This is a genomic window from Cobetia sp. LC6 (assembly GCF_030264805.1).
Classification (GTDB): Bacteria; Pseudomonadota; Gammaproteobacteria; order Pseudomonadales; family Halomonadaceae; genus Cobetia.
The window spans coordinates 569,138-592,244 of the sequence record NZ_JASSPL010000001.1; the positions used below are offsets into that span (position 1 = coordinate 569,138).

The 23,107-nt window shown below is 64.4% G+C and carries 21 protein-coding genes; 12 read left to right on the plus strand and 9 right to left on the minus strand.

Annotation, left to right across the window (positions count from 1 at the left end):
• The first annotated feature begins 22 nt into the window (after window positions 1–22).
• The 4 genes from QQF40_RS02465 to xylB are packed head-to-tail and all read left to right on the plus strand — an operon-like array spanning window position 23 to window position 3,900.
• Window positions 23–733 (plus strand): HAD family hydrolase, encoded by a 711-nt coding sequence (locus QQF40_RS02465; RefSeq protein ID WP_254627098.1) that lies wholly within the window; start codon window positions 23–25, stop codon window positions 731–733.
• 21 nt (window positions 734–754) lie between these two features.
• A complete protein-coding gene (locus QQF40_RS02470) occupies window positions 755–1,597 on the plus strand; it encodes an L-iditol 2-dehydrogenase (protein WP_175089807.1) in 843 nt (280 codons plus the stop codon).
• Between the two features lie 59 nt (window positions 1,598–1,656).
• Complete coding sequence (locus QQF40_RS02475) at window positions 1,657–2,358, plus strand: nucleoside/nucleotide kinase family protein (protein WP_348994691.1); 702 nt, start codon at window positions 1,657–1,659, stop codon at window positions 2,356–2,358.
• Window positions 2,359–2,382: 24 nt separating this feature from the next.
• Window positions 2,383–3,900, plus strand: coding sequence for a xylulokinase (gene xylB / locus QQF40_RS02480; RefSeq protein ID WP_285460269.1), 1,518 nt, complete (start codon window positions 2,383–2,385; stop codon window positions 3,898–3,900).
• Window positions 3,901–4,012: 112 nt separating this feature from the next.
• Here xylB and mgrA read toward each other — a convergent pair whose 3' ends face one another.
• A complete protein-coding gene (gene mgrA, locus QQF40_RS02485) occupies window positions 4,013–5,041 on the minus strand; it encodes an L-glyceraldehyde 3-phosphate reductase (RefSeq protein WP_175089809.1) in 1,029 nt (342 codons plus the stop codon).
• Window positions 5,042–5,233: 192 nt separating this feature from the next.
• On the opposite strand from mgrA, the gene QQF40_RS02490 reads away from it, so the two are divergent.
• A complete protein-coding gene (locus tag QQF40_RS02490; RefSeq protein ID WP_285460270.1) occupies window positions 5,234–6,139 on the plus strand; it encodes a LysR family transcriptional regulator in 906 nt (301 codons plus the stop codon).
• Window positions 6,140–6,243: 104 nt separating this feature from the next.
• Here QQF40_RS02490 and QQF40_RS02495 read toward each other — a convergent pair whose 3' ends face one another.
• From QQF40_RS02495 to glcD, 4 genes are all read right to left on the minus strand, one after another.
• Window positions 6,244–6,651, minus strand: coding sequence for a GlcG/HbpS family heme-binding protein (locus QQF40_RS02495; RefSeq protein ID WP_043334532.1), 408 nt, complete (start codon window positions 6,649–6,651; stop codon window positions 6,244–6,246).
• A 90-nt stretch (window positions 6,652–6,741) separates the two neighbouring features.
• Entirely contained in the window at window positions 6,742–8,088 is a 1,347-nt protein-coding gene (gene glcF / locus QQF40_RS02500; RefSeq protein WP_285460272.1) for a glycolate oxidase subunit GlcF, read from the minus strand.
• Between the two features lie 28 nt (window positions 8,089–8,116).
• Window positions 8,117–9,319, minus strand: a complete 1,203-nt coding sequence (gene glcE / locus QQF40_RS02505; protein WP_285460273.1) for a glycolate oxidase subunit GlcE — start codon at window positions 9,317–9,319, stop codon at window positions 8,117–8,119.
• Between the two features lie 136 nt (window positions 9,320–9,455).
• Window positions 9,456–10,955: a glycolate oxidase subunit GlcD gene (gene glcD, locus QQF40_RS02510; protein WP_153635412.1), complete on the minus strand. Its 1,500-nt coding sequence runs from the start codon at window positions 10,953–10,955 to the stop codon at window positions 9,456–9,458.
• A gap of 412 nt (window positions 10,956–11,367) precedes the next feature.
• Here glcD and glcC point away from each other — a divergent pair, with 412 nt between their 5' ends.
• The gene (gene glcC, locus QQF40_RS02515) at window positions 11,368–12,183 is read left to right on the plus strand and encodes a transcriptional regulator GlcC (RefSeq protein ID WP_285460274.1); all 816 of its coding nucleotides are present in this window, start codon (window positions 11,368–11,370) and stop codon (window positions 12,181–12,183) included.
• Between the two features lie 109 nt (window positions 12,184–12,292).
• Window positions 12,293–12,877, plus strand: a complete 585-nt coding sequence (locus QQF40_RS02520) for a YqaA family protein (protein ID WP_175089815.1) — start codon at window positions 12,293–12,295, stop codon at window positions 12,875–12,877.
• A gap of 10 nt (window positions 12,878–12,887) precedes the next feature.
• On the opposite strand, the gene dsdA is transcribed toward QQF40_RS02520, so the two are convergent.
• The 4 genes from dsdA to QQF40_RS02540 all read right to left on the minus strand — a co-directional run bounded on the left by dsdA (window position 12,888) and on the right by QQF40_RS02540 (window position 17,838).
• Complete coding sequence (dsdA, locus tag QQF40_RS02525) at window positions 12,888–14,309, minus strand: D-serine ammonia-lyase (protein ID WP_285460275.1); 1,422 nt, start codon at window positions 14,307–14,309, stop codon at window positions 12,888–12,890.
• A gap of 603 nt (window positions 14,310–14,912) precedes the next feature.
• Window positions 14,913–15,332 carry a CBS domain-containing protein gene (locus tag QQF40_RS02530; protein WP_175089817.1) on the minus strand — a complete coding sequence of 140 codons (420 nt, stop codon included), beginning with the start codon at window positions 15,330–15,332 and terminating at the stop codon, window positions 14,913–14,915.
• A gap of 158 nt (window positions 15,333–15,490) precedes the next feature.
• Window positions 15,491–16,975 carry a dihydrolipoyl dehydrogenase gene (locus QQF40_RS02535; RefSeq protein ID WP_285460276.1) on the minus strand — a complete coding sequence of 495 codons (1,485 nt, stop codon included), beginning with the start codon at window positions 16,973–16,975 and terminating at the stop codon, window positions 15,491–15,493.
• A gap of 113 nt (window positions 16,976–17,088) precedes the next feature.
• Complete coding sequence (locus QQF40_RS02540) at window positions 17,089–17,838, minus strand: glutathione peroxidase (protein ID WP_107335176.1); 750 nt, start codon at window positions 17,836–17,838, stop codon at window positions 17,089–17,091.
• 375 nt (window positions 17,839–18,213) lie between these two features.
• Between QQF40_RS02540 and QQF40_RS02545 the strand changes: the two genes are divergently transcribed.
• From QQF40_RS02545 to QQF40_RS02565, 5 genes are all read left to right on the plus strand, one after another.
• On the plus strand, window positions 18,214–18,492 hold the full coding sequence (locus QQF40_RS02545) for a hypothetical protein (RefSeq protein ID WP_285460277.1): 279 nt from the start codon (window positions 18,214–18,216) through the stop codon (window positions 18,490–18,492).
• Window positions 18,493–18,639: 147 nt separating this feature from the next.
• Window positions 18,640–18,801: a YqaE/Pmp3 family membrane protein gene (locus tag QQF40_RS02550; RefSeq protein ID WP_043334518.1), complete on the plus strand. Its 162-nt coding sequence runs from the start codon at window positions 18,640–18,642 to the stop codon at window positions 18,799–18,801.
• Window positions 18,802–19,169: 368 nt separating this feature from the next.
• Window positions 19,170–20,318: an ABC transporter ATP-binding protein gene (locus QQF40_RS02555; RefSeq protein ID WP_285460278.1), complete on the plus strand. Its 1,149-nt coding sequence runs from the start codon at window positions 19,170–19,172 to the stop codon at window positions 20,316–20,318.
• A gap of 176 nt (window positions 20,319–20,494) precedes the next feature.
• A complete protein-coding gene (locus QQF40_RS02560) occupies window positions 20,495–21,631 on the plus strand; it encodes an extracellular solute-binding protein (RefSeq protein WP_225347830.1) in 1,137 nt (378 codons plus the stop codon).
• A gap of 174 nt (window positions 21,632–21,805) precedes the next feature.
• Window positions 21,806–23,107 (plus strand): ABC transporter permease subunit, encoded by a 1,302-nt coding sequence (locus QQF40_RS02565; protein ID WP_175089821.1) that lies wholly within the window; start codon window positions 21,806–21,808, stop codon window positions 23,105–23,107.

The window sequence follows — 23,107 nt, forward strand, 5'->3', positions numbered from 1 at the left end:
GGAAGCCAGAGAGGATGATGAGATGAGTACCCCCTTGCAGCAGGTGATCTTCGATTGTGACGGCGTGCTGGTGGACAGCGAAGTGCTGGCTGAGGAGGAGCTGTCGCGCCAGCTGGGGGAATGGCTGCCGGACCTCGACACCGAGGCCGAGCTGCGTGCGGCGCTGGGCATGACCACCGAGGCCATCCTGGGCCATCTGGAGGCCATGAGTACTCACACCCTGCCACCGCAGGCAATGGAGCGCATCGATCACGCCATCGAATCACGTCTGGCGAAGGAACTTGCGCCCATCACCGGCATGGCGGAACTGCTTGGAAGGCTGTTGGCGAATGGCGTGGCCGTGGCGATCGTTTCCAACAGTGCCGAGCGCCGCGTGCGCGCCTCGCTGGCCGCCACCGGCCTGGATCACTGGCTGGGCTCGGTGCCGCTCTTCACGGCCGAGCAGGTCGCGCGACCCAAGCCCGCACCGGATGTCTATCAGCTGGCGCTGCGTCAGCTGGGACGTGATGTCGAGGAATGCGTGGTGGTCGAGGATAGCCTCGCCGGCGTCAGCGCGGCGGTCGCGGCCGGTCTGCGTGTGATCGGCTTCACCGGCGCCGGGCATATTCCGCCGGGCCACGCCCAGCGTCAGCAGGAGGCGGGTGCCTGGCAGAGCCGTGCGAGCATGGATGAGGTCAGCGCTTTGATCAGTCAGCTGCGTATCGGTCAGGCCAGCGACCTGAGCGCCACATGAGCACCGTCAGGGGGTGACACCATGCAGACGCTATCTGAGTCGGCCAGCGGTGAACCGCTGACCTCGCCACGCAGCGCCCGGCTCGCCGGCAAGGTGGCGGTGGTCACCGGCGGTGCGGGCGGTATCGGCCTGGCCATCGCCACCCGCTATGTCGCCGAAGGCGCTTATGTGGCACTGGCGGACATCAACGGTGAGGCGGCGGAGCGTGCCGCCCAGCAGCTGCGCGAGCAGGCCGGGCCGCAGGCACGAGTGCTGGCAGTGACGCTGGACGTGACGTCGAGCGTCTCACGCCAGAGCATGCTGGAATGCGTGCAGGCACAGCTGGGGCCGATCGATATCCTGGTCAACAATGCCGCCGTCTTCGCCATGGCGCCGGTGCTGGAGGTCAGCGAGGGCATGCTGCGCCACCAGCTGGCGGTCAATGTCGAAGGCCTGTTCTTCACTCTGCAGGCGGTGGCCAGGACGATGGTCGAGCGTGGTCAGGGCGGCAAGATCATCAACATGGCCTCGCAGGCCGGACGACGCGGCGAGGCGCTGGTCAGCGCCTATTGTGCCTCCAAGGCCGCCGTGATCAGCCTCACCCAGTCCTGCGGGCTTGATCTCATCCGCCATGGCATCAATGTCAATGGCATCGCGCCGGGCGTGGTGGATACGCCGATGTGGGATCAGGTCGATGCGCTGTTCGCCCACCATGAACAGCGTCCACTGGGCGAGAAGAAGCGCCTGGTCGGTGAGGCGGTGCCCTATGGGCGCATGGGGCTGCCGGACGACCACGCCGGTGCCGCGGTATTTCTGGCCTGTGAAGACAGCGATTTCGTCGTCGCCCAGACACTCAATGTCGACGGTGGCAACTGGATGAGCTAAGGATGAGAGACGCCTTCCGTCCTGCTGCAAGGGTGCGCATCCATGAATGAGGTAGTCACGTGACATCTTTATCCGATTCCCGCCTGGCCCACATGTCGCCCTCGTTGGACGACATGGCCAGCCGTGTGCTGGCGGAACACGCCTCCAGTCAGCGCACACGTACCATCGTGGCCCTCGCCGGTCCGCCTGCGGCGGGCAAGTCGACCCTGTCGGAATCCCTGTGCGAGACCCTCAATGCGCTGGAACCCGGCATCGCCGTGGTGGTGCCGATGGATGGCTACCACTACGACAACGCCGTGCTGGCGCCCCAGGGCCTGCTCTACGTCAAGGGCGCACCGGAAACCTTCGATGCGCGCGGGCTCTATCATGATCTCGTCAGGGTGCGCGCCAATGATGGCCCGGTCGCCGTGCCGGTCTTCGATCGCCCGCTGGACCTGGCACGTGCCGGTGGCCGCGTGGTCGAGAATCACCACCGCATCGTGCTGGTCGAGGGCAACTATCTGCTGCTGCGCCACGCGCCCTGGGATACGTTGCTCGGCCTGTTCGACATCAGCATCTTCCTGGATATCGAGGATGAGGTGCTGGTGCCGCGCCTGCTGCACCGCTGGCGCGAGATGGGCCAGGATGCCCGTGGTGCCCATGAGCGTACCCATCACAAGGACATGCTCAACGCGCACCTGATCAAGCAGGACTCGCTCAACGCCGACTGGCGTTGGCGTCTCGCGAATACCCCCATCGGCCCCGATGGGGAGGGCAGCTGAATGATGGATGGCAGGGAGAGCCGCATGTGGGTAGGTGTTGATTGCGGGACCCAGAGTACCAAGGTGGTGATCGTCGATCCGGCCTGCGGGAGCATCGTGGCCCAGGGCCAGCGCAGTCATGCGCTGCAGGAAGGCGCCAACGGGCGCCGCGAGCAGGCCCCGCAGGACTGGGTGGCGGCGCTTGAGGGCGCCTTCGATGATGCACTGGCCATCTCGCGGCTGGACCCGCAGCGCATCGCGGCGATCGGGGTGTCCGGCCAGCAGCATGGCATGGTGGTGCTGGATGAGGCCGGCGTGCCGCTCCATCCGGCCAAGCTGTGGTGTGACACCGAGACCAGCGAGCACAATGCCGCGCTGGTCGAGGCGCTGGGAGGTGAGGCGGGCTGCCTGGAGACGCTCGGCCTGGTGCTGCAGACCGGCTACACCGCCTCCAAGCTCGCCTGGCTGCGTGAGCAGCATCCCGAGCGCTACCAGCGCATCGCCAGCATCTTGCTGCCGCATGACTATCTCAACTTCTGGCTGACCGGTGAGCGCGTCGCCGAATACAGCGATGCCTCGGGCACCGGCTATTTCGATACCCGTCGGCGCTGCTGGCATCAGGATGTCTTCGCGCAGATCGCCCCGGAGCTTGACGCCCGGCGCGTGCTGCCCCGATTGATCGAGTCCCACGAGCCGGCCGGGCGCATTCGCTCCGAGGTCGCCGCGCGCTTCGGGCTGCGTGACGACGTCATCGTCTCCAGCGGCGGCGGTGACAACATGATGAGCGCCATCGGCACCGGCAATATCGCTCCGGGGCGGGTGACGCTCAGCATGGGCACCTCCGGCACGGTATGCGCCTGGTCGGCGGACTATCCGGTGGGCTGTGATCCTCAGGTGGCCAGCTTCAGCGCCAGCGATGGTGGCTGGCTGCCACTGGTGTGCACCATGAATGTGACGTCGGCCACCACCCGAGTGCGCGAGATTTTCGGTTTCGACATCGCCACCTTCTCCGCTCAGGTGGCAAGCGCCCCGCGCGGAGCCGAGGGTGTGCAGGTGCTGCCGTTCTTCAATGGCGAACGCGTGCCGATGCTGCCGCGTGCCCAGGCCAGTTTCCATGGTCTGGACAGTCGCAATGCCACCCCGGCCAACCTTTGTCGCGCGACCATGGAAGGCGCAAGCTACGGCCTGCGTTACGCACTGGAGTGCATGGGGCCGCTGGCCAATGAAGCGCGCCAGATCCGTCTGGTGGGCGGTGGCGCCAAAAGCCCGCTGTGGCGTCAGATGCTGGCCGACATTCTCGGCCTCGAGGTGGTCTGCCCGCAGGTGACCGAGGCCGCAGCATTAGGCGCCGCCATTCAGGCGGGCTGGTGTCTGGGCCAGTCAGGCGATGCAGGGAAGGGTCGCCCCAGCGAGACGCTTGAGCAACTGTGTGAGCGGCTGGTCGCGCTGGATCATGCGACTCTCGCCCATCCCCAGGCCGAAGGCGTGGCCACCTACCGCAAGGGCTACGCCGACTATCGTACGCTGCTGGCCAGCGAGCACGGCATTCCCGCCGGCGGCTGAACTCATATCATGAGCACGTCACGCCAAAGCACATCGCCCCCGTCGAGACTCACTCGGTGGGGGCGATGTGTTTCAGGTCCTTCACTGCTTCAGTCGTGGCTCAGGCGCTAGCTCAGGCATTGGACGAACGCGCCCATAGATTGACGCCGCCATCGACGGCGTAGCGGTCGATCTCGTCGAGCTCGGCCTGGGTGAAGTCGAGATGATCCAGCGCCTTGACGCAATCGCTGACCTGTTCCGGGCGGCTGGCGCCGATCAGTGCGGTGGTGACACGGTTGCCGCGCAGCGCCCAGGCGAGGGCCATCTGGGCCAGTGATTGGCCACGACGCTCGGCGATGGCGTTGAGGGCGCGCACCCGCTCCAGATTGTCCTCGGTGAGGTGATCTTCCTTGATCGCTCCACCGCGCGCCAGGCGGCTATCCTGTGGCACGCCGCCCAGATACTTGTTGGTCAGCACGCCCTGGGCCAGCGGTGAGAACACGATGGAGCCGATGCCTTCGTCATCGAGGGTGTCGAGCAGGCCGTCTTCCTCGATCCAGCGATTGATCATCGAATAGCTGGGCTGATGGATGATGCACGGCGTGCCCAGCTCGCGCAGGATGGCGGCGGCTTCGCGGGTGCGCTGGGCATTGTAGGAGGAAATGCCCGCATAGAGTGCCTTGCCGGAACGCACGGCGCTGTCAAGCGCCCCCATCGTCTCTTCCAGCGGCGTGTCCGGATCGAAGCGGTGCGAATAGAAGATGTCGACGTAATCGAGATCCATGCGCTTGAGGCTCTGGTCCAGGCTCGAGAGCAGGTACTTGCGGCTGCCCCATTCGCCGTAGGGGCCAGGCCACATGTGATAGCCCGCCTTGGTGGAGATCACCATCTCATCGCGATAGCCGGCGAAGTCGCGCTTGAGCATGCGTCCGAACATTTCCTCGGCGCTGCCCGGCGGCGGCCCGTAGTTGTTGGCCAGATCGAAGTGGGTGATGCCCAGATCGAAGGCGGTCTGGCAGATGGCGCGCGCATTGCCTTCGTGGGCGTTGTTGCCGAAGTTGTGCCAGAGCCCCAGTGACAGGCGGGGCAGCTTGAGGCCGCTCTTGCCGCAGCGCTGGTAGTGCATGCGTTCATAGCGATCTTCAGCCGGGGTATAGCGCATGGCGGAGTCCTTTCGCGAGTGGAGGCGTCGATGTCGCAGAGGTGAAGTGACATCGAATGACGCCTTCAGTCTAGGTCGCGTCTGCAGGTCTGATAAGCACATGCCAACGAATAGATTGTTCGCCAGAGCGTACAATTATGTGGCAGGCTCGATCGCTCAAATTCCGGATGGCTGGCATGAGGAGCAGGCAGGATGCGACATCACAAGCAGGTGGAGCGACTGATGTTGTTCGCTCAGGTGGCGGAAACCCTCAGCTTCACCCGGGCGGCAAAGGCGCTGGGCGTGTCGCGTGCTCATCTTTCCGAGCAGGTGCGGCGACTGGAGCAGGACATCGGGGCGCCCTTGCTGATCCGCACCACGCGGGCGGTCCGTCTCACCGAGGAGGGCGAGCGCATTCGAAAGCGCATGCAGTCGGTATACGGCGAGCTGCTGGCACTGGAGCGGGAGCTTGAACATGACCTGGAGCAGACGAGCGAGTCGGAGCGTCAGGGCTACAGCGGCGTGTTGCGTATCACGGCACCGGTGCTGTTCGCCGAGCGTTATCTGGTCGAGGTCTGCAATGCCTTTCAGGCCCGTCATCCGGCAGTCGAGCTGCGTCTGGACGTCAGTTACGAGAGTCATGACCTGACCCGCGAGCCATTTGATGTGGCATTTCGCGCCACGCGCACGCCACCGGACAACATGATCGCGCGTCGCCTGCTCGATTACGTCCACTGTTGCTGCGCCTCGCCCGAGTATCTTGCCGCGCATGGCACGCCGCACACGGCCGCGGCGCTTGGCGATCATCGCTGCCATGTCTGGTCAGGGCAGTCCGGCTGGCCGCTGGCCAGTGGTGAGGTCAGTCTCGCGGGGGGAGTGGCCATCAATGATCACCGCCTGCTCAAGCAGCAGGCACTGGGTCATGCCGGCATCATCCGGGTTGCCCATTATCTGGTTGACCGTGAGCTGGCCGAAGGCCGTCTGGTGCGTCTGCTGGCGCACGAGGAGGGCGAGCCCAACAGCATCTACATGCTCTATCCCCAGCGCCTGCCGCAGTCGGGCAAGCTGCGCGCCTTCATGGCGGCGGTGGAAGCCGCCATGGCGCCTCGCGGTGCGTGACCGAAAGATACAGGCGCACGTGGGGCATATGACAAAACAACGCCGCACCCTAGCGGGCGCGGCGTTGTTATATTCGCTTCTTTTTTATCTAGACTGACGGGGCCTCAGAGGCCCAGTGCGGCGACCCCGGCCTTGGCGATCTGGGCATCCTGCTCCGGCTTGACGCCGGACACACCGATGCTGCCGGCGATCTGGCCTTCGACCATCACCGGCACGCCGCCGCCCAGCATGCCCTCAAGCTGCGGCGCTGACAGGAAGGCGGTGCGTCCACCGTTGATGGAGTCCTCGAACAGCTGGGTCTCGCGGCGACCCAGGGCGGCGCTCTTGGCTTTCTCCTGGGCGAAGTAGCCGGTCATCGCCGGGGTGTCGTCTAGGCGACGCAGGCCCAGCGGGTGGCCGCCATCGTCGGCAACGGCGATGGAGACGGCCCAGCCATTGGCCTCGGCTTCCTTCTGGGCGGCGTCCAGCATCTGATTGACGTCAGCGAGGGTCAGTACGTGGCGAGTGATCATCGGTCTTCCTTGGCAGTGGTGAGGGAAAAGGACAGTGAAAGAGATAGTGAAACAGATAGTGAAACAGATACTGAAACAGATAGTGACGCTTCATTCCTGCGGGAGCGTCTCGGGCAGGGCATCATCCACCAGTTCGATCCAGTGACTCACCGGCGTGCGTCCGGCGCTCTGCAGATGCGTCTGGCAGCCGATGTTGGCGGTGGCGATGCGCGCAGGCCCGTTGGCCTCCAGCGCCTCAAGCTTGCGGTCTCGCAGCTGGCGTGACAACTCCGGTTGCGTGATCGAGTAGGTGCCGGCGGACCCGCAGCACAGATGGCCCTCCATGACAGGCGCCAGTGTGAAGCCCAGTTGCGTCAGGATCTTCTCCACCTCGCCGCCCAGACCCTGGGCATGTTGCAGGGTGCAGGGGCAATGGAAGGCCAGCGGCTGTTGGTCGGGCGCGGCCGCGAGACTCTGTCGATCTCGGCGCGCGATCTCCTCGCCCAGCACTTCGACGATATCGCGGGCCAGGGTGCTTACGCGTGCGGCGCGCTCAGCATAGTCCGGGTCATCGGCCAGCATCTCGCCATATTCCTTGACGAAGGCCCCGCAGCCACTGGCGGTCTGCACGATCGCTTCCGCACCGGCCTCGATGGCCGGCCACCAGGCATCGATGTTGGCACGCATGCGCGCGCGACCGGCCTGCTGGGCGTTGAGGTGATAGTCGATGGCGCCGCAGCAGCCGGCCTCGTGAATCGGCGTGACGCCGATGCCGAAGCGCGCCAGCACGCGGGCGGTGGCGGCATTGATGTTGGGGGCCAGGCCCGGTTGCACGCAGCCTTCCAGCATCAGCACCTGGCGCGAAAACCCTTGCTGAGAAAGCCCTTGGCGCGAAAGCGCCTGATCAGAAGGCGTCGCGGTGACGGGGGCGGCCGGGCGCTTGGCTTGACGCTCGCGAGCCAGCGGGATCTTGTCAGCCAGCGCGCCAGGCGCGAGAGGGCGAAAGCGCACGCCAAGTGCCAGCAGGGCCTTGAAGCGCGCGGGATCGACCAGCGCATGGCGCAGGCCACTGCGCAGCAGGCGCTCTCGCCACGGGCGGCCGACGCGACGCTCCAGTTCCTGACGGCCGATATCGAGCAGGGTGTGATACTGCACGCCCGACGGGCAGGTGGTCTCGCAGCTGCGACAGCTCAGGCAGCGATCCAGATGCCGCTGGGTCTCGCGGGTGATCTCGCTGGCCTGCTGGCGGGTGCTTGCGTCCGGGCTTTCGGGGTCGCTCTCCAGCAGCTGCTTGATCAGATAGATGCGCCCGCGCGGCCCGTCGCGCTCATCGCCCAGCAGCTGATAGGTGGGGCAGGTGGCATTGCAGAAGCCGCAATGCACGCAGCTGCGCAGGACCTTGTCGGCCCGCTGGATATGCGGTCTGGCAAGCGCGGCGTCACTGAAGTGGGTCTGCATTCAGGTGCGTCTCCTGTCGTGGCGTGAGTCACATTTCGGCATACAGGCGACCGGGATTGAGGATGCCGTGGGGGTCCAGCTGCTGCTTGAGCTGAAGGTGATAGCGGGCATTGGGGGCGGCCAGCGGCATCAGCGGGCTGTCCTCGGCGGCGACGGTACCCGGGGTATAGCAGATGGCGTGGCCGCCCAGTCGACTGGCCAGCGCGCGGATGCGCTGGGCCGGGGCATCGCTTGCAAGCCAGCGCTGGGCACCCGCCCAGTCACACAGCAAGTCGGCATCATCCAGAGGGCCCAGCAGTTCGCTGACGGCGGCTTGCCACTCGAGGTGGTCCAGCGCCAACGGCAGCGACAGTCGCCACAGTGCCTGATGCGGTGCGCGCGCGCTGAAGAAGGGCAGGCGCTGCTCACGCAGCTCAGTCCAGTGCGCCGTCGCCTGATCCGTCGTCAGGGCCTCGCCGCCCAGCTGCTCGCAACCGGCCTGGACCGAACGCTCGCCTCCTTCCAGGCGCAGGGTGAGGTGGCCGTCATGCCAGCTGGTCGCCGTGATCGGCAGCGGCGTGCGGCCCCAGGCATTCAGGCGAGTCAGCGCCTCGGCGAGGCTGAGCTCCAGACACAGCGATTCGCTTGCCACCGGACGCGGCATCACCTTGAGCGAGACTTCGCTGATCACGCCCAGCGTGCCCTGAGCGCCGCACATCAGGCGCGACAGGTCATAGCCCGCCACGTTCTTCATCACTTCACCACCGAAACGCAGCGCCTTGCCGTCGGCACTGATGATGCGCGTGCCAAGCACCAGATCGCGCAGACTGCCGCTCCAGGGGCGGCGTGGGCCGCTGAGTCCCGAGGCGAGCGTGCCGCCGACGGTCGCCGCGGGGCCGAAGTGGGGCGGCTCGCAGCTCAGGTGCTGACCTTGCTCGGCGAGTACGGCCTCAAGCGTCGCCAGCGGGGTGCCGGCGCGCACCGAGACCATCAGCTCCACGGGGTCGTAGTGGGTGATGCCATGATGCGCGCGCATGTTGAGCACTTCCTCGGCGGCCACTTCGCGGCCCAGGAAGGCCTTGCTGCCACTGCCGGCGATGCGTAGCGGGCGCTTCGCCTCATGGGCAGCGCGGACCTGTTCACGGAGTGTCTCACTGGCGTCCTGCTGCTGCGGGTGCTGGCTGGCGGCAGGCGTAGCGCACTCGGCATGGCTTGGCACCTGATCCTGGAGCGAATCATCTGGCTCTGGCATGGCATGTCTCTATTAAAGTGGCGATGAAGTGGCGAACGTCAGGTAGCGAAAGGTCAGGCGGCAGTGGATTTGAGAGCTGTCCATGACAGAGAAACCATCCAGCCACGCGGCGGCTGTCCGGCAACGTGGCAGCTGTCTAGAAACGCGGCAGATCGGGATGCGGCAACTGGTTGTCATGCACATGCATGGCCCCGAATTCGGCGCAGCGCGCCAGCGTCGGAATGTTCTTGCCGGGGTTGAGCAGCCCAGCGGGGTCGAAGGCGGCCTTCACGGCATGGAAGACGCTGATCTCCTCGTGGTTGAACTGGGCGCACATCTGATTGATCTTCTCGCGGCCCACGCCATGTTCGCCGGTGATGCTGCCGCCGGCGGCCACGCACAGTTCGAGAATCTTGCCGCCGACCTCCTCGGCCAGTTCCAGCTCGCCGGGCTGGTTGGCATCGAACAGGATCAGTGGGTGCATGTTGCCGTCACCGGCATGGAAGACATTGGCCACCGCGAGCCCCGATTGGCGCGAGAGCTCCGCGATGCCGTTCAGCACGGCGGGCAGCTCGCGGCGTGGAATGGTGCCATCCATGCAGTAATAGTCCGGCGACATGCGGCCCACGGCGGGGAATGCATTCTTGCGCCCGGCCCAGAAGCGCGCGCGTTCGGCCTCGTCCTGTGCCTGGCGGATCTCGGTGGCGCCGGCGCGCTCCAGCACCTCTCGGACCCGTGCGCAGTCATCGACGACATCGGCCTCGGCGCCATCCAGTTCGCAGAGCAGAATGGCGGCGGCCTCGACCGGATAGCCTGCGTGGATGAAGTCCTCGGCGGCGCGGATCGCCAGGTTGTCCATCATCTCGAGCCCGCCGGGGATGATGCCGCAGGCGATGATGTCGCCCACCGCGCGGCCGGCCTTGTCGATATCGGCGAAGCTCGCCATCAGCACCTTGGCGGTCTCGGGCCTGGGCAGCAGGCGCACCGTGACTTCCGTGACCACCCCCAGCATGCCTTCGGAGCCGGTCATCAGCGCCAGCATGTCCAGGCCGGGCGAGTCGAGGCTGTCGGCGCCGATCGTCATCGCCTCGCCTTCGATGGTCAGCATCTCGAGCTTGAGCAGGTTGTGAACGGTGAGGCCGTACTTGAGGCAGTGCACGCCACCGGCATTCTCGGCCACGTTGCCGCCGATGGAGCAGGCGATCTGCGAGGAGGGGTCCGGCGCGTAGTAGAGTCCGAAGGGCGCGGCGGCCTCGGAAATGGCGAGATTGCGCACCCCGGGCTGCAGGCGTGCGGTGCGGGCGTCGGGGTCGATCTCGAGAATCCGCGCCATGCGCGACATCACCAGCAGCACGCCTTGCGCCAGCGGCAAGGCGCCGCCGGACAGCCCGGTGCCGGCGCCACGTGTCACCACCGGCACGCCCAGCGCATGACATTCACGCAGCAGGGCGGCGACCTGCTCGACCCGCTCCGGCAGGGCGACCAGCATCGGCATGACGCGATAGGCGGACAGGCCATCACATTCGAAGGGATGCAGGTCCTCTTCGCGGTGCAGCAGCGTCAGGTCCGGCAGCAGGGTGGTGAGATGCGCCAGCACCTGGCCCTTGTCGTGCTGGGCCAGCGGTCCATCCAGCGTCGGGTCATAGAGGATATTCATGCACTGCCTCCCGGGAGGTTGGGGTCTGCGCGGCTGCTGTCTCGTGGTGCTGTCTGTCGTTACTGACTGCTGGTGCTGTCGGCTGGTGCGGGGTTCGAGCGAGTCGCCTGTCGATTCCGCCGCACCTGATCTGCACACAATCTGGCCTGCCTCCCCGGCCTTGTCCATGCTTCACATCAGTGGTCTGACCAGACATTCGTCTAGTGTTTGCGCAAGGAAAACCACGCTTTACTGGCCTCACTTCTGCTGTCATCAGGCGGCTTTGCGTCACTCGATCGACAGGTCTGACCAGTCGAGAATCGCCAGGCGCTGCCAGCGGGTCGATCAAGCGCCACGAGCGGGTTGATCAAGCGCTACGCGCAGGTTGATCAAGGCCCAGCACACAAAGGTCGAGCAAAAGGGGAGGGGCAGGATGCTGCGAACCATCGCCGAGTCAGGAGCTGACCCCCGCGCCGCGGATCAGGCGGCGGCGCGTCTGGAGCAATTGATTCTGGACGGCGTGCTCAAGCCCGGGCAGATGATCCCCTCGGAGCGCCGGCTATGTGAGCGGCTGGGCATCTCGCGGGCCTCGCTGCGCGAAGGGCTCAGGCTGTTGCGTGGCAAGGGCATCATCGAGACGCGCCATGGCAAGGGCTCGAGCGTCGCGGCGCTGTTGCCGAGCGGCGATATCAGCCCGCTGATGCACCTGTTTCGAGATCAGCCGCGCACCCTGTATGACCTGCTGGAAGTGCGGGCTTTGCTGGAAGGGCAGTCGGCGCGACTGGCCGCCCAGCGCGGCACGCCGGCGGATAGGGTGCTGATCCGGCGTCATTACGAGGCGATGGCGGCCTGCGTGCGCGAGTATCCGCCTGATTTTGAGTCCTCAGCGCCGGGCGATGAGGCGCTGCCGGATGCCCAGCAGCTGGCACGTCACGATCATGCCTTCCACCACGCCATCTGTGAGGCGTCCCACAACCCGGTGCTGGTGCATACGCTCAAGGGCATCAATGACCTGCTGCTCAGCTCGGTGTTCGCCTCGCTGCGCAATCTCTACCATCGCCCGATTCCCCGCGGTCAGATCAATGCCCAGCACACGGCCATCTACCGGGCGGTGATGGACCAGCAGCCGGAGGCGGCGGAGAAGGCGGCGCTGGAGCACCTGCACAGCATTCGCGACAACCTGCGCGAGCTGGAGGAGGAGGACGAGCGTCTGGTGCGTTCGGCCATGCGTCTGGAAGGTTTCGAGTAGCGCGTCAGGGTTCTGGCTCAGGTGTGCGCTGGTGGTCGAGCAGGCTGGCAAGCGGGACGGACTCAAGGCAAAGTGGTCAGCTCATCGTCCAGGACAACGTGCTGCCTTCATGTGGAAACTCTCTTCCGCGAGTGACTGGCTCGACCGCCTCAATCACTCCCGCCACGCCATGCTGTGGCTGTTCATCGCCTCGATGCTGGAAACCCTGTTGATTCCGATTCCCATCGAGGTCGTTCTGATTCCGTGGATGCTGCGCCACCCCGAGCGCCGTTGGCGCGTGGCCGCGGTGGCGCTCGCCGGCAACCTGACCGCGGCATTGCTGGGCTTCTATCTCGGGGCCTACGCGCTGGCGGCGTGGGGTGATGGGTTGATCGGCTTCTTCGGCGGGCAGCAGGCCTTCGAATCCTTCCAGCAGCGCTTCAGCGAGCAGGGGTTCCTTGCCATCATGCTGATCGGCATCGTGCCGATTCCCTTCCAGAGTGCCATGCTGGTCGCCGGTGCCAGCGGTTATCCGGTCGCGTTGTTCCTGCTGGCGGCACTGGTCGGGCGCGGGGTGCGCTATTTCGGACTGGCAGCCCTGGTGGCACTGGTCGAGGATCAGGCGCTGGCGCTCTGGCAGCGCTATTCGCGCCCGCTGGGAGTGATCGGGCTTGCGCTGACCGGCGTGTGGCTGTGGCAGGCCTTCATCGCCTGATGGCTCACTCTCACCGGCTTGTGCTGACCTGGGAGAGCAACGCCTTGCCGCGCTGATAGTCGGCCTGCCAGATCGCCTCGGGCACCATGCTGCCGCCGGTAGCCCAGACGACATGGGTGGTATTGGCCTGTACCTCGCCGTCATCCAGTCCGTTGGCCGCCCGCCACGCTTGCCAGGCGGGGGCGTCATTGCACAGCACGTGATGAATACCGGGCACGCCAGCCAGCGCGGAGGGCTCAAGCATGAGGCCTTCGCTGTCATGCGCCAGCGCGAGCAGTTCGAGCAGATGCTCATCACGCACGGTATGGATGCCGCTGAGCAAGGGCGCCATCACGCGCCCGACGAAGGCCGAGGCGCGACCCACCGCCAGGCCATCGGCGCAGGTGCGATTGTCCAGCCCGATATCCTCCACCGCGATGCCATCATGTTCGCCGGTCAACATGCCCAGCAGCATGCAGGGGGAGTTGACCGGTTCAGCGAAGAAGCAGTGCACGGCGTCACCGAAGACCTGCTTGAGGCCGTAGGCCACGCCGCCCGGACCGCCGCCGACGCCGCAGGGCAGATAGACGCAGAGCGGATGGCGGGCATCCACCGGGATGCCCTGCGCGGAGAGCTGTTCCGCGAGGCGGCTGGCCGCCGTGGCATAACCCACGAACAGGTCCCGCGAGCTTTCGTCATCGATGAAGTGGGCGTTGGGCTGCTGCGCTTCCTGGCGCCCAGCGGCGACAGCCTTGCCATAATCCCCGCTGTGCTCCACGACCTCCGCGCCCCGCGCGCGCAGCAGGTCCTTCTTCCATTGCTTGGCATCTGCCGACATGTGCACGGTGACGCGAAAGCCGAGCCGCGCGCTCATGATGCCGATGCTGAGCCCCAGATTGCCGGTAGAGCCCACCACGACCTGTTGGCCGGCCAGCAGGGCACGTATCTCATCACGCTGGAAAACGCGGTAGTCGTCGTCCTGACGCAGCAGCCCTGCGTCCATGGCCAGACGCTCGGCATGCTTGAGCACCTCGTGGATGCCGCCGCGCGCCTTGATCGAACCCGAGATGGGCAGGGCGTTGTCGCACTTGATCATCAGGCGTCCGGGCAGCGAGGATTCGGTTGAGTTGAGGGGAGATGCGGTCGAGGCTATGCCGCTCAGCGCCTGCTGCAAGCCGGGCGCTGCCACCAGCGGCGATTCGATGCGCCCTGACGCCGCGGCGGTCTCGGGGAAGGCTTCGGCAATCCAGGGAGCGAAACGCATCAGGCGTGCGTCGGCATCCTCGATGTCCTGGGCTTCCACGCCACTCGTCTGCAGCGCTGGTGAGGCGAGCGCCTTGGCGGTCGCGACGCGTTCAGGGTTGAGCCAGCCGATTTCGCGGCCGGCCATCAGGCTGGTGATTTCCGGGTGACGCAGCGCCAGGGCGTGGAGGTCATGGGGTGTGGCAGACATGCGGTGTCCTTGTGGCGGTTCGATCCTGCGATCAGGTCAGGTCACAGGTTAGCGCGTCTTCCACTGGCAACGCACGTAGCCCAGCTTTCACATTCCGTAAAGGTCAGTGACAAAAAAGACCGGATTTTTTGGCAACCGTCGGGATAGAAATGCAAAAGGCGCAGTCATAGTAAGCAAGGACATGATGTTATCGCGATGTTATGTCTGGCTTTAACTGTTCTTTGGTCCGCCACGGTTTTCCTGGCGGATTTTTTATGCCTGAAATACGTGGGCTTTTGCCGGTTTTCGCTGGGGCTTTCGGATTCTCCCAGACTTTCAGCGACTTTCACCATGACCAGAGGCCTTGGTGGCAGAGCACGGCACAGCGCCCTCCAGCGAATATCATCGCCTCGGGTTGCTGCTCGACTATTGATGAGCGTCAGGCTGGCGGCGGAGATGGATTAGCCATTGGGTAATCTTCGAGGATTTGGTCTGCTGGTTGAAGCGTGCTGAAGACGCTCTTGGTTTTCTCTTCATCACGCACAGAGCCCCCAGCGGCGATGACCGCTGGGGGCTCTGTGCACAAGGCCTGGCGCCAGGCAGTTTCTTGATTGGCGAACTGTCTCAACAGCCGTTCTGCATCACCAGCAGAGCACTCAGGACATCGCGGCGGGTGACCATGCCGATCAGGCGGCCCTGTTCGACCACCGGATAGACCTTGGGGCGCTGACCATTCATGTGCTGCGCCAGATCCGTGATGCTGTCGTTCGGGCCGACGCTCAGGACTTCGTGACGCATCAGATCACCGACCTGGGCATGCTGGCCGCAGTGATAGGCACTGTCGAGCAGCTTGCCGAGGATGTCCTGCTCGGAGATGAAGCCGATCAGACGGTCCAGATCATCCACGACCGGCACACCGGGCAGACGGTGGTGGGTCAGGCCCTGGGCGAGTTCGAGAATGCTGGTGCGTGCCTTCACGCGATAACAGTCGCGGGACATGATGTCGCGAATGGTCGAGGGCACCTTGAGCTGGGTGGCTTTCATGGGCAGATCTCCTGCGTCACTGCTCTTCGACTCTCCGGTGAGGGAGCCGTGCGATGAATGCCGGCAGCCACTCTCGTGACTGCCGGCGACATTCAACCTCTGTTCAGAGCATAGGGCATCACTGCGTGAGCTGCGCGTCCCGTTGCCTTGAGGGTGTATCAGTCACCCGGACCGCACTCCATGCAGCGCTCGACGATGGCCGGGCCCAGCTGCAGATTGGCGTTGAGGTCACGCAGCGCAGTGCGCAGACCTTCCTCGATCACCGGATGATAGAAGGGCATTTCCAGCATCTGCTCGATGGTCATGCGTTGCTGATGGGACCAGGCCAGCAGGTGGGCGAGGTGCTCGGCACGCGGGCCGAAGATCTCGGCGCCCAGCAGCAGGCCGGTGCCTTGCTCGCCATAGACGCGCAGCATGCCCTTGTTCATGCGCATCACGCGGGAGCGACCCTGGCCGGTGAAGTCGACTTCGCCCACCGCGTAGCAGTCGCAGGCACCGTAGCGCTGCTCGATCTCGGCGGTCGAGAGGCCGATGGTGGCCATCTGCGGATCACTGAACACGACAGCGATGGTGCTCTTGCGCTGCCCGGCACGCACGTCGGGGAAGCGACCGGCGTTGTCACCGGCGATACGGCCCTCATCGGAGGCTTCGTGCAGCAGCGGCAGGTCGTTGTTGGCGTCGCCGGCGATGAAGACATGGCTCGGCGTGTCGTCGCTCAGACGAGTCTGCAGGGTGTGACGATTGAAGATCGGCACACCGCGCTCGTCCAGCTTCAGGCCCAGCGCCTCGATATTGAGGCGGTCGACGTTCGGGCGACGGCCGGTGGCCGCGAGCAGGTAGTCGAAGCGCTCGGTGAGGCGCGCTTCGCTGCCACGCTCGATGAAGGTGATCTCGACACCGGTGCCGTTCTCGTCCTCGACGCGTTCGATCTTCTCGACCTTGGCGTCCGGGTCGAGATAGAACTCCTCGTTGAAGACGCGATCGGCATTGGCACGCAGCTTCTCGTCACGCAGCGGGCCGATGGCGCCGCCGACACCGAACATGCGAATGCGCACGCCGAGACGCGTGAGCGCCTGGCCCAGTTCCAACCCGATGACGCCCGGGCCGAAGACGGCGACGGATTCCGGCAGGTCGTCCCAGTCGAAGACGCTGTCGTTGATGATCAGGCGGTCACCGGCATTCTCAAAGAAGCCCGGATAGCTGGGGCGTGAGCCGGTGGCGATCACGACACGCTCGAAGGTGACGCGGGTCTCGTTGTCGCCGATGATCAGGCTGTTGGCGGTCTCGAAACGCGCATTGCCGCGCAGCTTGTCGTGGGAGGGAATGCCTTCCACGGACTCGACCACGAAGCCGACGAAGCGGTCGCGCTCACGCTTGACGCGGTCCATCACGGCGCGGCCATCCACCTTGACCTCGCCTTCGACATTGATGCCGAACGGTGCGGTGTCACGGGCGTGATGCGCGGCTTCTGCCGCACTGATCAAAAGCTTGGACGGCATGCAGCCGACACGGGCACAGGTGGTGCCGTAGGGGCCACCTTCGATCATGACCACGGAATCGGTGTGTGCCTTGGCGGCGCGATAGGCACCCAGACCGGCACTGCCTGCACCGATGATGGCGACTTCAACCTGGCGTTCGTTCACGTCGTACTCCTCAAGGCGCGCCAGCAGCGCACCTGACAATGGGGTCTCAGGCGCGGGCGTGGCCCGCGCGTGATGAAAAGAGAAAGTTATCGGGGCCTGTCAGCGTGTGGCGTTCAAGCGCTGGTCAGGCTGCCGAAGTAGCGGGCGACTTCATCGCTGCCGCCGACATGCTCGCCGTCGATCCAGACCTGCGGCACGGTGGCCTGGCCGGTCATGGCGCGCAGGGTGCGTGAGGTCACGCCGCGGGTGCCGACTTCGATGACTTCGTAGCTGATGCGCGCTTCGTCGAGCATCTGCTTCGCACGTGCGCAGTACGGGCAGCCCGGCTTGCTGAACAGGGTAGCGAAGCTGGGACGACCGGCGTCGGGGTCCAGATAATCGAGCATGGTATCGGCGTCGGAGACTTCAAAGGGGTCGCCCGGCTTCTGCGGCTCGATGAACTGTTTCTCGACCACGCCGTTGCGTACCAGCATGGAATAGCGCCAGCTGCGCTTGCCGAAACCGATGTCGCTCTTGTCGACCAGCATACCCATGCCGGCGGCGAAGTCGCCGTTGCCGTCGGCGATCAGACTCAGGTTCTCGGCTTCCTGATGCTCGCCCCAGGATTCCATGACGAAGGCGTCATTGACGGACAGGCAGACGATCTCGTCGACGCCGACAGCATAGAAGCGATCGGCCAGCTCGTTGTAGCGCGGCAGGTGAGTGGAGGAACAGGTCGGGGTGAAGGCCCCCGGCAGGGCGAAGACCACCACGTTGCGGCCCGAGAAGATCTCCTCGCTGGTGCGCTCGACCAGACGGCCGTCGCGACGGATCTTGAAGCTGACGTTCGGGACCTGCTGGCCTTCGTGTGATTCGAGTTGCATGGAATTGGCTCCGGTCTCGATGAGACGTATCTAAAAGGAATGGCAGGCGACTGAGGCTCGATGATGCTGTCGAGTGCATGAGAAATCAGTGCCTTGCGAAACTGGAGCCAGTCTAGGGGCAAGCCTCTCGCGGGTGAATTTGATTGCATCAAGCGAGGCGATAGCTTTTCTTGATGATCATGCTGCCAGTCAGGCGTGGGCTGGCGCATGGCCTTGTTTTCGGCAGGAACGTGCTGGCCGGCAAGCGGCTTTTTTGCCGGAAATAGTTATACAGACTTGATATTTGACCCTGTCAGCCATAGGTAGTGGGTACGTCACAGCATCGTCAGGCGTCGAGTCTGGCAAGCGAGGCAATAGATGAACGCACGAGAGTACATGGCGAAGCACGGCCTGGACGGCGACAAGGACAAGGAGGAGGACAAGCCTCAGAGTCTGGAAGAACATGCCTGGGCACGTGCACGTGAGTCCGGCAGCCATCGGCCACGCACCGGGACGCCGCATGACTGGGAAGACTGGGAGCGCTACCACGAGCAGCTGGCGGCGGACTCCGAGAAGCTGTCCCAGAAGATCGATCGTCAGGCCCGCGCCGGTGGATCGGCCTCTGCGCACGACGATGACGTCGACAAGGCCGACGCTGATAAAGAAAAACAGTGATCAAGACCGTCAGTCTTCAAGACGGGAGCTGTTATAGAAGACACTGATCAAGAAGGACAGTGATCAAGAAGGACGCTGATCAACACGAGCATCGAACATTCATGACCTCCGTGGAGTCACGGTTGTCACAATCGCAAGGAGCAACTCATGGATATCATTCGCATCATTCTGGCCATCATCCTGCCGCCGCTGGGCGTTCTCATGCAGGTGGGTGTCGCCAACAAGCATTTCTGGATCAACATCATCCTGACCTGCTTCGGTTTCCTGCCGGGGATCATCCACGCGGTATGGGTCATTACCAAGTTCTGACCGCCGCTGAGCTCCCGATGCTCTGATATGGCTGTCCACCTCGGGCAACCCAGAGTTGAAAGACCCAAAGCCTCCGCTGCCTTGTGTGCAGCGGGGGCTTTTCAGTGGGCGCTCACCGGGGAGGCGCCATGTGGCGTCGGTGATTCAGCGGCGGGGCTTGTCGAGGGCCCTCGGCGAATGGCTGGCGGCGGTAGTTCAATATTTAGACTTTCGCATAGCCTGATTTCAACGCTTTTCAGCGAGCGCGGCGCTTGTCGCCTCTCGACTGTCACCGTAGGGTCAAATGGGACTGAGGGCAGCGATCAGGGCCAATGAAGCCTGTTCGATCACTTGCTCCACGATAACAACAACACGTATGGATACCCCGCATGGTCACGACTGCTGACCCCGACGCGCCGCAGGAGACCAGCTCCTGCTTCGCGATCTTCAATGATGTACAAAAGAGCTATGACGGCGAAACGCTGGTGGTCAAGGGCTTCAATCTTGAAGTCCAGCGCGGCGAATTCGTCACCCTGCTGGGGCCGTCCGGTTCCGGCAAGACCACCTGCCTGATGATGATGGCAGGCTTCGAAACGCCGACCCACGGCGACATCCTCCTCGACGGAACTCCCATCAATGACTTGCCACCGCACAAGCGCGGTATCGGTATGGTCTTCCAGAACTATGCGCTGTTTCCGCACATGAGCGTGGCCGAGAACCTGGCCTTCCCGCTGGAAGTGCGCGGCATGAGCAAGGAGGAAATCTCGACCAAGGTAGCCAACGCGCTGGACATGGTGCGACTCGGCGAATTCGGCGATCGCCGCCCGGGGCAGCTCTCCGGTGGGCAGCAGCAGCGGGTCGCCCTGGCACGTGCGCTGGTCTTCGAGCCGGAGCTGGTGCTGATGGATGAGCCGCTGGGGGCACTGGACAAGAACCTGCGCGAGGAGATGCAGCTCGAGATCAAGCGCATCCACCAGCGACTCGGCGTCACCATGCTCTACGTGACCCACGATCAGACGGAAGCGCTGACCATGTCGGACCGCATCGCGGTCTTCAATGACGGCATCGTCCAGCAGCTGGCAACCCCCGAGGCGCTGTATGAAGCGCCGGAGAATGCCTTCGTCGCCTATTTCATCGGCGAGAACAATCGCCTCAACGGCCAGGTATCGCAGCTCGACGCTCAGGGGGAGCATTGCACTGTGACCCTCGACAGCGGCGAACAGGTACGGGCACTCAAGGTGGCCGTCAATGAGGTCGGCGAGCGCACCCAGCTGTCACTGCGCCCGGAGCGGGTGCGCCTGCTGTCGGCGGAAGAGCCAGGCGCCGCGGGCACGCCAAGCCCTCCCGACAATGTCTTCTCCGCCGAGGTGCTCGAGGTGATCTATCTTGGAGATCATCTGCGCACGCGCGTGGCGGTGTGTGGCAGTGACGAATTCATCATCAAGACACCCAACGCCGAGGGCTATCCGCCCTTGCGGCCCGGGCAGACATTGCAGGTGGGATGGGACGCCTGCGACTGCCGGGCGCTGGATGCCTGAGGCCAGGAAAGGTCAGAACAGGCCAGTTAAGGACAGACTAGAAAAGCACAGGCGAGAAAGGACAGGCGAGTAAAGACAAGACAGCAAGGAAGGTGAAGCACGCTTCCTCAGCAGAGCAAGAGCAGGTTTCGCGACAAGAGTGCAGCACAACAACAAGAAATCAGGGAGATTCATCCATGTCAGTCATCAATCAGTTCACCGCGTCATTCACTACCTCGCGCCCGGGCATGCCGCTGCGCAGTCTGCTGGCGGTTGCCGTGGCAGCGGCCGGCATGAGCGCCGGTGCGGCCCAGGCCGAGACGCTCAATATCGTCTCATGGGGCGGCGCCTATACCGACAGCCAGAACAAGGCCTATCACGAGCCCTGGGAAGAGAAGAGCGGTGACACCGTCGTCAATATCGACAAGTCATCCAATGCGCTTTCCGGTCTGCGTGCGCAGGTCCAGGCCGGCAACGTCACCTGGGACCTGGTCGACATGCTGCCCAGTGATGCCTTGATCGCCTGTTCGGAAGGCCTGATCGAGCCGCTGGACCCGGACACCCTGTTCGCGGCAGCGCCGGATGGCACGCCGGCCAGCGAGGACTTCATCGAGAATTCGCTCAGCGAGTGCTTCGTGCCGCAGATCGTCTACTCCAACATCGTGGCCTTCAATACCGAGATGTTCCCCGAGGACAAGCAGCCGGATTCCATCGATGACGTCTTCAATCTCGAGGAATTCCCTGGCAAGCGTGCCCTGCAGAAGAAGCCGATCAACAACATGGAGTGGGCGCTGGTGGCCGATGGCGTGGCCCCGGAAGATGTCTACGAGATGCTGGATTCCGAGGAAGGCATCGAACGTGCCTTCGCCAAGCTCGATACCATCAAGGACAGCGTGATCTGGTGGGAAGAGGGCGCACAGCCGCCGCAGCTGCTGGCGGACAAGGAAGTGGCCTTCGCCTCGGCCTACAACGGACGCATCTTCGATGCCGAGGTCAACGAGAAGCAGCCATTCTCCATCGTCTGGGATGCCCAGGTCTTCGAGCTGGATGGTTGGGTGGTGCCGACCGGCAAGCTCGACAAGGTCAAGGATTACCTGATGTTTGCCACCGATACCCAGCGTCTGGCGGATCAGGCCAAGTACATCTCCTACGGCCCGGCGCGTACCTCCTCCGCGGCACTGGTCTCGACCCATGCGGACACCGGCATCGACATGAAACCGCACATGCCCACCTATGGCCCCAACTTCGAGACCGCCATCCCCAAGGATGACGAATTCTGGGCCGACAACCTCGATGAGCTGAGCCAGCGCTTCAACGCCTGGCTGGCGCGCTGACCCCTGCGCTGACCCGCTGGCCCCGGTGGCGCACACCCGCGCGCCGGGGCCTTTTTGATCATGCCTGATGGCCCCTCGGCCATGCTCGATTCCGCCAGGTTGGCTTCCGTCACTGTCACGCGGAAGCCGGCTGGCGGCCCAGGCATCCTCGGATAGCCGATCAAGGAGTGCAGGATGAGCGATTCCTCCGCCCCGGCCACGTCCGGAAGCGCAGCACATGACCCCAATGGCGCCCCCGGCGCGGCGCTGACCACTGCCGATGGCGTGCCGTTGAAACAGAGCCTCAATCGCGCCATCCGCCGCAGCCGCATCAAGGCGTTGCTGCTGGTGGCACCGTTGCTGGTCTTCATCGGGCTGGCATTCGTCATGCCCATCTTCGACATGCTGTCACGCAGTGTCGACAACCCGGAAGTCTCCACCTATCTGCCACGCACCAGCGAGGTGCTGGTCGACTGGAACGGCGAAGGGTTGCCGGAAGAGGCCGCCTACGCCGCCCTGGCGCAGGATCTGGCCGCGGGACTCAAGGCGCGCAATCTCGGGCGCGTCGCCTCGCGTCTCAACTACGAAAAGTCCGGCATGCGGTCGCTGTTCATGAAAAGCGCCCGCCGTGCCGGCCGCATGGAGGCCCCTTACAAGGCCGCGCTGATCAAGGCCGATGAGGATTGGGAGGACCCGGATATCTGGCGTCTGATCAAGCGCGAATCGTCGCCTCTCACCGCTTCCTACTATCTGGCGGCGGTGGATCGCCAGTTCTCACCGACAGGGGAGATCGTCGAGAAACCGGAGTATCTGCAGATCCACGTCTCGCTGTTCATCCGCACCTTCTGGATGAGCGCGGCGATCACCGGGCTGTGTCTGTTGCTGGCCTATCCGGTGGCCTGGCTGCTGGCGACCCTGCCGGCCAGTCGCGGCAATCTGCTGATGATCCTGGTGCTGCTGCCGTTCTGGACCTCGCTGCTGGTGCGAACCACCACCTGGATCGCGATCCTGCAGCAGCAGGGGGTGCTCAATGACATGCTGGTGGGTGTCGGGATGCTCGCCGAGGAGGCGCGTATCCAGATGATCTACAACAAGACCGGCACCATCATCGCGATGACCCACATCCTGCTGCCGTTCATGATCCTGCCGCTGTACTCGGTGATGAAGACCATCCCGCCCAGCTACATGCATGCGGCGCGCTCGCTGGGCGCCGGGCCGATCACCGCCTTCCGGCGCGTCTACTTCCCGCAGACCCTGCCGGGCATCGGGGCGGGCTCGATTCTGGTCTTCATCCTCTCCATCGGCTACTACATCACGCCGGCACTGGTGGGCGGGCAGTCGGGCCGCTTCATCACCAACTTCATCGCCTATCACATGCAGACCTCGCTCAACTGGGGGCTGGCAGCGGCCATTGGCTCGATTCTGCTGGTCGTGGTGATCCTCTTCTATCTCGTCTACAACCGTCTGATCGGTGTGGACAAGGTCAAACTGGGGTGA